The organism is Paraburkholderia sp. Ac-20342, from assembly GCF_017104985.1.
Lineage (GTDB): Bacteria > Pseudomonadota > Gammaproteobacteria > Burkholderiales > Burkholderiaceae > Paraburkholderia.
Genome location: NZ_JAAGPQ010000068.1, coordinates 37,512 through 47,690, shown reverse-complemented (window position 1 = coordinate 47,690; position 10,179 = coordinate 37,512). Strand labels below are relative to the sequence as shown.

Sequence of the window (10,179 nt, the reverse complement as noted above, 5' to 3'; positions counted from 1 at the left end):
CGGCCAGCGGCGCGAATCCCGCGAGCGGCGCGGCGAGCGCGGTCTGCAAGGCGAGCCAGCAGGCGAGGCCGCGCATCAGCGGCGACGCGAAGCGCGATCCCAGCCGCCGCGTGCCGCGGCGCGCGAAACAGCGCGAGGGCGATGATCCAGTGGTGCCGCGCCCGTGAGCCGGGCGTTCGAGATTGTCCTTCGCCATCCTGTAGCCCATAGATCAGTCTTTGGTTTTTAGCTTTTTGACGTCCGCCGGACGGCTTTTGAGCGAACTGCGCAGGTCGTCGTAGATATGCTCGAACAGGCCCGCGATGCCGCGCGCGCCGACGCGCAGCACGTGCGACAGGCCGCGCAGCGGCGTGTCCTGCTCGCGGCCCTCGGCCCAGCCGGTCCACGCGTCCGCGCGCGCGAACGTGGTCTTGACGAACTCGTACTCCTGCTCGCGCGACAGCGACGAGAAGCGCAGCCCCACGCGGCCCGCCTCGCTGAAGCTGACGGTGGCGGGAAACGCGTATTCCTCGTCGCCGCGAAAGAGCGACACGGTCACGCGCTCGTGCATCGGCACCTCGATGCGGTTGGGCAGCGCCACGCCGACGCCGCCTTCTGAGTAGTCGATCGTTTCGCAGGCGAGCGTGCGGCCGGTCGAAAACTTCAGCATGACCGGCATCTTCATCGCGACGCGGTGCACCGCGCGGATCTGCCGGCGCTCGCTCGCGGCGGCCACGCTCGCGCCGAGAATCAGCATGTTGTAGCCGGTCCACGCGAGGTTGAGCAGCGTCGTCTCGACGATGCTGCGCACGTGCCAGTTCAGATAGATATGCACGAGGCCCGCGATGAAGCCGAGCAGGTTCAGCAGCAGCAGGAACAGATACGGCCGCGAGATCGACCAGTCGAAGTAGTTCTTCTCGATCTGCCCGCCCTTGGCCGTCACGTTGAACTTGCCGAGCTTCGGGTTGATGAGCGCGAGCAGCGTCGGCGCGGTGATGTACGAGGCGAGCACCGACTCGTACACCTCGGCCCAGAACGAATGGCGGAACAGGCGCTGCATGCGCGAGTTCGTAATGCTCGCGTGCATCATGTGCGGCATCGCGTAGATCGCGATCGTGCTGGCGGCGGCCTCGATCACGTGCGCGCCGAAGAACAGGTACGACAGCGGCGCGGTCAGGAACACGAGGCGCGGCACGCCGTAGAAGAAGTGCAGCATGCCGTTCAGATAGCAGAGCCGCTGGCCGAGCTTCAGCCCGCGGCCGGTGAGCGGATTGTCGATGCGGAAAATCTGCGTCATGCCGCGCGCCCAGCGGATGCGCTGGCCGATGTGGCCGGACAGGCTTTCGGTCGCGAGACCGGCGGCCTGCGGAATCGCCAGATAGGCGGTGGTGTAGCCGAGCCGGTGCAGCTTCAAGGCCGTGTGCGCGTCTTCGGTGACGGTTTCGACCGCGATGCCGCCGATCTCCTCGACCATGCTGCGGCGCAGCAGCGCGCACGAGCCGCAGAAGAACGTCGCGTTCCACAGATCGTTGCCGTCCTGCACGAGGCCGTAGAACAGCTCGCCCTCGTTCGGCACCTTGCGGAAGGTGCCGAGGTTGCGCTCGAACGGGTCGGCGGAGAAGAAGTGGTGCGGCGTCTGCAGCATCGACATCAGCTTGTCGCGCAGGAACCAGCCGAGGCCGATCTGCAGGAACGAGCGGGTCGGAATGTGATCGCAGTCGAAGATCGCGAGGTATTCGCCGTTCGTGATCTTGAGCGCCTCGTTGATGTTGCCGGCCTTCGCGTGGCGGTTGTGCGTGCGGATCGTCCAGTTCACGCCGACTTCCTCGCAGAACGCCTTGAACTCGGGGCGGCGGCCGTCGTCGAGCACGTGGATCGACAGCTTCTCGACCGGATAGTCGAGCGCGAGCGCGGCGTAGATGGTCGGCTTCACGACGCCGAGCGGCTCGTTGTAGGTCGGGATGAAGACGTCGACGCTCGGCCATTCGTCGCGGTTGGCGGGCAGCGGCAGCGGCTTGCGCTGCAGCGGCCATGCGGTCTGGAAATAGCCGAGCATCAGCACGAGCGTCGAATAGACCTCGGCGGTGACGAGCAGCAGACCCCAGGCGGCGTCGAGCGGATGCTCCCAGTAGGTGGTCTCGGTGAGGCGCCAGTACATATAGCGGCCCGAGGCCACCAGCGACAGCATGATCATCACCATCGTCGCGTAACGGCCGGGCAGGCGGCGAAACAGCAGCGCGAGCAGGAAGCAGCAGGTCGCGAAGGTGAGCTGCTGGGCGAAGCCGAGCGGCACCGTGAACACGAAGTACAGCATGTACAGCGCGAACAGCGTGACGAGCCCCGTGACGATGCGGCTGTTCCAGAAGCGCGCGTCGATAAAGCGGGCGAAGCGCGAGGGCTCGCTGCCCTCGGGCTCCCGCGAGGCAGCGGGACGGCTCATGCGACGCTCCTTGGCGCGGCGATCGCGTCGACCGCCGCCGCGAGCCATGTGCCGCACGAACGGAAGTCCGCGGCGGCCTGGCTCAGTGGGTCGTAGTGAATCAGCGTGGTGTCGCACGCGAGCGCTTCGCCCACGCCTTCGTCGAGATGGATCACGCCCGGGAAGACGCGCGGTCCGAGCATCTGGCGCAGCACCTTGAGCACGTCCTTGGTCAGCTGGCGCGACTGGTCGATCTGGTTGACCACGTAGCCGACGCCGCCGAATTCCGCGCGCGGCGCCGCGTAGGCTTCGATGAGCCGTTCCATCTGCGGGATCGCCGCGTACGAGGCCGCATCGGCGAGCACGGTGTTCAGCGCGAAGGTGGCGGCGGTGAGCGCGGTGCGCACGTAGGCCGACGAACCGGGCGGCGTGTCGACGATGACGATGTCGGACGCGTCGAGCCGCAGGTTCTGCAGCGACTGCGCAAGCCACTGCGGATGCTGGTCGATGTAGGCCTCGAAGCGGCGGCGGTCGTCCTCGAGCACGGCGCCGTAGGGCAGCACGGTCACGCCGTCGACGCCGTCGAACATTACCGTTTGCCACGGGTCGCCGGCGAGCGTCGCGCGCGAGAGGCCGTCGATGCTGTCGAGCGGCACGCCGAAGTGCAGACGCAGCGCGTTCTGCGGGTCGAGGTCGAGCGCGATCACGCGCCGGCCGCTGCTCGCGAGCACCGAGGCGAGATTGGCGGCGAGGGTGGTCTTGCCGACCCCGCCTTTGGCGGACACCACCGCAATGACTTTCATGAGCGACGCGGACCGTTGTTGAGCCACGAGGGGCGGGCGCCGGGCGCGGCGGGGCTGGCTGCGTGGGTCTGTGCCGGTGTTTGCGCTTGTGCCGGCGTTGGTGTCGGTATCGCGGCGGCTTGCGCGGGCGTGCCGCGCAGACGGTCGAATACCGATTGCAGCGGCGGGGGCGCGTGAGCGGCCACCGCCGGTTGTTGCGGGGCGGTGAAGAGTTTGCCGAGGATCGAGGCGGGTTGGGCGGGTTGCGTGGGTTGTGTTGCTTGGGCCGGTGCGGTGGCGTGCGCCCATGCGGGGGCGGCCGGCTGTGCGGGTTGTGCCGGGTATTGCACGGATTGCGCGGATTGTGCCGGCGGAATCGGTTGCGGCGCAGTTGGCGCCCGGAACTGCGGCGCGGACGACGCGCTTGCGTGCGGCATCGCAGTTGGCGTTATGGCTGGCATCGCGGGCGGGATCGGTGCGCTCGGTGCTGCCGACGCGGTGGTGGTTCCCGATGCGTACCAGGCGGGTGTCGTTGGTGCTGGCGGGATCGGCGCGGCAGTGGGTTGGGGCGGTGTTACGGTGGCGGCCGGCGGGATGGGCGCCGTGGGTTGGGCGGCCGTCGGAGCGGCGGCGAAAACCGGCGCGGTTGATGAAGCGATTCCCGAAGCACCAGCCGGTGCAACAGCGGCCGCCGTAACCGCAGCGAACCCAGGCGCCGGGGTCGTGGCCGGCACAGCAACCGAAGCCGCCGCAGACGCACCCGCCGCACCAGCACCACTCGCGCCAGCACCCGCACCTTCCGCTTCCGCCCGCGCCAGCGCCTCGTCCTGCGTGCCGAAGCGCCACGACGCGTCGCTCGGCATGACGGGCTTCCCGGCGGCCGCGGCCACCGGTGGAATGTCGCGCCGATGCGGCCGGGCGAAGAGCGGCGCATTCGCGCGCGTCACCGCCGTGTCGTCCTTCAGGGTGGCATCGCGACGCTGCGCGGCCACGGGCTGCTGCGGTGCCGCTTCGCGAGGCTGTCCGATTTCCGGAATCGCCGGTTGCGTCAGATCCAGCGTCACGAGCAGCGGCCAGCGTGTGCGCGCGATGCGCGCATCGTTCTCGCGGCTGATTTCCTGATACGCGTTGGCGTCGCCGCCAAACTGCTCGAACAGTTTTTCGATATCGCTCGATGAACTCATGATGCCGTTGTTTGTAATAGCAGTTTTAGCATGCGCGGCCTCACGGCCTCGGCGGCGGTGTTCCCGTACTCGCCGGCGCCCCTCAGCACCGATGCTGCGAGCACGTACGTTCGTATCAGGCCGGATGACGGCCCAGGCGAAACTCGAGCGCGCTGTCCGCGCCGAACGCGCTCGTCTGCGCGACCGACAGGCCCTGTGCGCCCAACGCGCACATCCACGTCTGGTAGACGCCTTCGAGAAACGCCGGCGTCCAGGCGAGCGCCGCGTCGCCGAATGCCTGGAGCGGCGCGCAGTAGTGCACGATGCGCAGCGCCTCGGCTTCGTCGGCGAGTTCGACGTAGCCCCAATCCATCTCGTGCCAGTAGAGATTCAGCGCCTGCTCCAGCTCGACCGTCGACGCGCATTCGGGCAGCGGATGCGCGGCGGCGAAGCGGCTGCCGACGCGATGCATCAACTGGCGCAGTTCGTCGTGCCCGATCTGTGCTTCGAACTCGCTGGCGAGCGCGCTCAGCATGCCGCGCCACTGCGGCGAGATTTGGCGTTGCAGCAGGTAGTCGAGAATTGGGACCATGTTTTCCGGAAGCGATCGTCGTTCAATCCGCATGAGCGGATACAACGGTCGGGCAGGTTGAAAGGCATTTCGGAAATTCGCGCATTGCGTGCCTTACGTCTCTTTTACCGCGCTGTCTAGTCTGTCCGGCACACTTCGGACGAAGTTTACTGAAGGCACTGACTTTTAGCTACTTTCCAATCGTCAGCTTGTACATTGATTGACCTGGATTGGCGGCGACGCAACAGCGTAATTTTTGCCTGTGACGTTCTATTGAAACGTTTTCTCCCGCTGGACGCCGCATGGTGCCTGATTCGCCTTCGGCATATCGGCCGACCATGACGGCCTGTTTCGCGTCTTCGCATTGCGCGCCGGATGCGGTATCGGGGTCGCGCCGGAACAACGTCTGCCGCGCCGGCGCAGGCCGCGCGACGATCGCTGTCACAGGCATGAGGCACAATAGGGCCACGCGCATGGGGATGCGCCAGTAGCGGAATTTTTTTCCGCAGGCTCGTCGGGCGAGCGGGGCGACATGAAAGCGGACAGGCGCGGACCAACAGCCGCCTCGAGGCTCGATGTATGAATCGTCCGTACGAGTTGCAGGAAATAATCGGCGCGAGCCGATCAAAGAGGCCAGCGCAAAGCACGCCGAATGCTTTGCGACGTTGTTCGATTCAAACAGATTGCAATGCTCAATCCACTTACGATTCTGCTGGTCACGGTCTTGTCGGGCGCGATGGCAATGGCAGTGCTCGGCTCGTTATGGCGCGCGGCGATTCCGGGCGTCGGTTGCTGGATTGTGGCAAACGTGTGCGCGATCGTCGCGCTGCTCGCCTTTGCCTCGCAGGGGCACGCGTCGCGCTGGCTGACCTTCGTCGCGGCCAACGGACTGCTTGCCCTCGCCCTGCTGCTCGTGCTCGAAGGCGCGTTGCGTTTTCTGGGGCGGAACACGCGGCCGTGGTGCGCCTATGCGGGCCTCGTGGCGCTGCTCGCCGCCATCGGCTACTGGACCTTCGTCGCGCCGAATTTCAACGCGCGCGTGACGGTCGTGTCGGTGTATCACGCGGTGCTCTATGCGGAACTGTTCGTGCTGATGATGGGCGGGCGTCCCGAGCACCGGCCGCGCTACAGCTATTACTTCATCGCGACCGTGGCGCTGCTGCTGGGCGCCGGGCACGCCTCGCGCGGCATCCTCTACGGCTTCGGCCTGATTGCGCAGACCGATCTGATGCAGGTCACGCCGTCCAATATCGTGTTTCTCGCGGTCGGCGTTCTCGCGCCGCCGTTCCTGTCGATCGGCGTCGTGATGCTCGCGCACGACCGCCTCGCCGAGCGGCTCGAACGGCTCGCCAACGTCGACGACCTGACCGGCGCGCTATCGCGCCGCGCGTTCCTGCAGATCGGCGGCGCGCTGCTGAACGCGTCGCTGCGCAGCGGCTCGCCGGTCGCGCTCGCGATCGTCGACATCGATTCGTTCAAGTCGGTCAACGATACGCACGGTCATGCGGCCGGCGACGAGGTGCTCGGTCATTTCTCGGCGTTCGTCGCGCGCGAGCTGCGTGTCGGCGACGTGTTCGGGCGGCTCGGCGGCGAGGAGTTCGGCGTGCTGTGTCCGGCGACTTCGGTCGCCGAGGCGGTCGTGCTGCTCGAACGGCTGCGCGCGCGGCTCGCGGCGAGCGCACCGGGTGTGCTGCCGCGCGGCCTGCGCTATACGTTCAGCGTCGGCGTGGACCAGCACCGGCGCGGCGAATCGCTCGAGCAACTGATGAGCCGCGCCGATCGTGCGTTCTATGCGGCGAAGGCGGCGGGGCGCAACCGCGTGATGGCGGCGTAGGTGGGGTAGGAGATGTAGGCAGTGCAGGCGGAGCGGCCGCTCGCGGGACGAGCCCGCATCGTCACCTCGCTGCGCGCCGCCGTGAAGTGAGCCATAAATATTTGTAAGATGTTTGCCGTTAACCGTTGGCGGAGTCACCCGAACCCCAGTCCGATACCGTTCTATGTCTGCCATCCCGACGCAGCACCAGCCTGAGCCCGGTTTGCGCGAGCGCTTTCATCGGCGCTCGCTCGAACATCAGCGGCCGCTGTCCACCGTGACGATGGCTTTCACGGTGATCGCGTTCCTGTGCATGGTGGCGGCGCGCGATCTCGCGGGCGGCACCGTCGCGCCGCTCGGCTATCGGCTGCTTTGCGCGCTCGTGCTCGCGTTGCTGGTGCTGGCGATCCCGGGCACGAAGTCGACGTGGCTATTCGGCGCGATCGGCGTCGTATACATGCAGGTGCTGATCGGCGGACTCGTGCTCAATGCCAGTGGCGTCGCGCATCCGTTGATGTGGCTGTTGCCCGCGCTCGTCGTGATCCCGATCTGCGCGGCGCCGCTGTGGCTGACGCCCGTGCATTTTTTCACCGGCAGCGCATTGTTCTATGCGGTGGCCGTCGCGCTACTGCTGCTCGGTAAGAGCCATCCGCGCGACATCGACGCGGCCGTGTGGGCATGGGTCGTCGCGGTCGGCGCACCGACCGCGGCGGTGTTTCATTTCGGCTTCTACCGGTTCCGGCGCAATCACTTTCTGCTCGAGAGCCAACTGGCGCAGCTCGCCGCAACCGATCCGCTGACCGGCCTGCAAAACCGCCGCGCGTTCGTCAAGCGCGCTGAGGAGCGGCTTGCGATGCTCGCGCCGGACGCGCGCATCAGCGCGATCTTTCTCGACCTCGACAGCTTCAAGTCGCTCAACGACCGCTTCGGCCATGCGGTCGGCGACCGGGCGCTGCACGAGGTCGGGCAGGTGCTGATGGGGCAGGTGACGCCGTGCGACGGCGCGAGCCGCGTCGGCGGCGAGGAGTTCGCGGTGCTGCTCGACGCCGATCTCGCCGGCGCGCTGCAACTGGCCGAGCGGCTGCGCGGCGCGATTGGCGCGATCGAGCGGCCGGACGGTCTTCTGACCGCGAGCTTCGGCGTTGCCGAATATCGGCGCGGCGAAAGCTTCATGGTGCTGCTCGATCGCGCGGACGAAGCGCTGCTGCGTGCGAAGCATTCGGGCAGGAACCGCGTTTGCGCGGAACGTGCCCTGCCGCTCGACGCACGGCAGCCGACGTTCGGCGGGCTTTCGGCGCAGGACGGCGCGCGGGATGGTGCGTAAGATAGTCAGGGCAGCGAACAAGGCAGTGGCGAGGCGCCGCGCTATCGCTGGGACGGCTTCCATCTGATCTCGCACTTCCAGCCGCTCTACAGCCTCTCGCATCAGAAGCAGGTCGGCTTCGAGGCGCTGTTGCGCGGCGAGCGGGACGACGGCACGCTCGTGCCGCCGGTCGTGATGTTCGCGCCGAAACCGTCGAGCGACGAAGGCGCGCTCGATCGCGCGAGCCATGCGGTACACCTCGGCAACGCATGCCGCCAGTTGCCCGGCGGCGCATGGCTGTTCCTGAACATCCTGCCGGCCACTTTCATCGCCGACGGCTACGCCGATCAGTTGACGAAGATCGTGCGCGGCGCGGGGCTCGAACCCGAGCGCGTGATCCTCGAAATTCTCGAATCGCACGGCGGCAGCGTCGACGATATGTCGCGCGCGGCCGCGCTGTACCGGCGGCACGGCTTTCTGATCGCCGTCGACGATTTCGGCGCGGGGCAATCGAATCTCGACCGGCTGCTGAGGATTCGCCCTGACCTCGTCAAGCTCGACGGCGAACTGATCCGCGCGACCATGCAGCATACGCAGCAGCCGATCCTGCCGACGCTCGTGTCGCTGCTGCATCAGGCGGGCATGCTCGTCGTCGTGGAGGGCGTCGAGACCGCCGACGAGCTGATTCTCGCGGTCGAGTCGAACGTCGATTTCGCGCAGGGCTATCTGCTTGGCCGGCCCGCGAGCGAGATTGCGTCGCCCGAGTCGGTGCGCCGGCAGATCGACGATGCATTCGACGTGATCGCGCAGGGGCGCGCGCATCAGCATGCGTTGTTCGAATCCGAGGTGGAGCCGTACCGGCGCGAACTGCGGCGCGCCGCCGATGCGTTGCTCGCCGGCGCCGCGATGGCTGACGCGTTCGAGGCGCTCGTGCGCCTCGAACACAGCATCAGTTGCTTCGTGCTCGACGAGACCGGCCGGCAGATCGGCCACGAAGTGCGCGGGCCGGCATGGAGCGAGGCCATGGCGTCGCTGCAGCCGGTCGCGAATCCGTACGATGCGCGCTGGGACCATCGGCCCTACTTCCGCAATGCGGTGCTGATGCCGGGCGAGGAGATCACGAGCAGTCCGTATCTATCGCTCGCGTGCGGGGGACGGCCCTGTATCGCGGTGACGCTGGCCGAGCATCTTGCTGCCGGGCGGTGTGTGATCGGTGTCGAGCTCGACTGGTCGGCGCGCGGGTTGCCGTGGCCGGGGCGGGATTAACGCCTTGGATACCCGATGCATGCTCAAGTCCACGTTGGGTGCCTACCCGTAGCCGCTCTGTATCTGCGCAATATCCCGTTCAATACCCACCCTTAACCGCCGCCGCCACAGCCGGCGCATTTCTATACGACGCCGCGAGATCCGCGGCCGCGCGGCTCAGCAGACCCGTATCGGTGCCGACTGCGACGAAGCTCGCGCCGGCCGCGAGATATTCGGCGGCAAGCGCCGGGTCGGGCGCGAGCACGCCTGCTGCCTTGCCCGCGCCGCGCACGGTATCGATGCCGTGGCGAATCGCGTCGCGCACGCGCGCGTCGCCCGGCTTGCCGAGTAGACCCATCGACGCGCTCAGATCCGATGGCCCGAAAAAGACGCCGTCGACACCCTCCACACGCGCGATTTCCGCTAGATTGTCGAGGCTATGCACGGTTTCCGCCTGCACGATCACGCACAATTCCTCGCCCGCGGTGTGCAGATAATCGGGCACGCGATTCCAGCGCGACGCTCGCGCGAGCGCGCTGCCGACGCCGCGAATGCCCTGCGGCGGATAACGCGTGGCCGCGACCGCGTCGAGTGCCTGCGCGGTCGTGTCGATCATCGGCAGCAGCAGCGTTTGCGCGCCGATGTCGAGCAGTTGCTTGATCAGCGCGGCGTCGCTGCGCACCGGTCGCACGACCGGATGCGACGGGTACGCGGCCACCGCCTGCAATTGCGACAGTGTGCTGCGCACGTCGTTCGGCGCGTGCTCGTTGTCGATTAGCAGCCAGTCGAAGCCGGCGGTGGCGAGCAATTCGGTCACGTACGCGTCGGCGAGCGCGGCCCACAGGCCGAATTGCGGCTTGCCTTCGGCGAGCGCGCGTTTGAAGGGGTTGTTCGGCAGGACCAT

7 protein-coding genes and 1 pseudogene are annotated in these 10,179 nt (G+C 67.3%); 2 read left to right on the top strand and 6 right to left on the bottom strand.

Annotation, left to right across the window (positions count from 1 at the left end; translation table 11 throughout):
* The 5 genes from G3N58_RS24220 to bcsD form a co-directional block, all read right to left on the bottom strand.
* The coding region (locus tag G3N58_RS24220) for a hypothetical protein (protein WP_206000400.1) at positions 1–208 on the bottom strand (208 nt) is incomplete at its 3' end.
* Positions 209–211: 3 nt separating this feature from the next.
* Entirely contained in the window at positions 212–2,419 is a 2,208-nt protein-coding gene (gene bcsA, locus G3N58_RS24215) for a UDP-forming cellulose synthase catalytic subunit (RefSeq protein WP_167285056.1), read from the bottom strand.
* Positions 2,416–3,201, bottom strand: a complete 786-nt coding sequence (gene bcsQ / locus G3N58_RS24210; RefSeq protein ID WP_167285057.1) for a cellulose biosynthesis protein BcsQ — start codon at positions 3,199–3,201, stop codon at positions 2,416–2,418. The genes bcsA and bcsQ overlap by 4 nt, the downstream gene beginning before the upstream one ends.
* Positions 3,198–4,364 carry a cellulose biosynthesis protein BcsP gene (gene bcsP, locus G3N58_RS24205; protein WP_206000399.1) on the bottom strand — a complete coding sequence of 389 codons (1,167 nt, stop codon included), beginning with the start codon at positions 4,362–4,364 and terminating at the stop codon, positions 3,198–3,200. Before bcsP ends, bcsQ begins: the two co-directional genes overlap by 4 nt.
* A gap of 115 nt (positions 4,365–4,479) precedes the next feature.
* On the bottom strand, positions 4,480–4,935 hold the full coding sequence (gene bcsD, locus G3N58_RS24200) for a cellulose biosynthesis protein BcsD (protein ID WP_167049669.1): 456 nt from the start codon (positions 4,933–4,935) through the stop codon (positions 4,480–4,482).
* A 667-nt stretch (positions 4,936–5,602) separates the two neighbouring features.
* Here bcsD and G3N58_RS24195 point away from each other — a divergent pair.
* Entirely contained in the window at positions 5,603–6,748 is a 1,146-nt protein-coding gene (locus tag G3N58_RS24195; RefSeq protein WP_206000398.1) for a GGDEF domain-containing protein, read from the top strand.
* Positions 6,749–6,911: 163 nt separating this feature from the next.
* Positions 6,912–9,296 (top strand): annotated as a pseudogene (locus G3N58_RS24190) (bifunctional diguanylate cyclase/phosphodiesterase).
* Positions 9,297–9,375: 79 nt separating this feature from the next.
* Here the strand turns inward: G3N58_RS24190 and hpaI are convergent.
* A complete protein-coding gene (hpaI, locus tag G3N58_RS24185) occupies positions 9,376–10,179 on the bottom strand; it encodes a 4-hydroxy-2-oxoheptanedioate aldolase (protein ID WP_206000397.1) in 804 nt (267 codons plus the stop codon).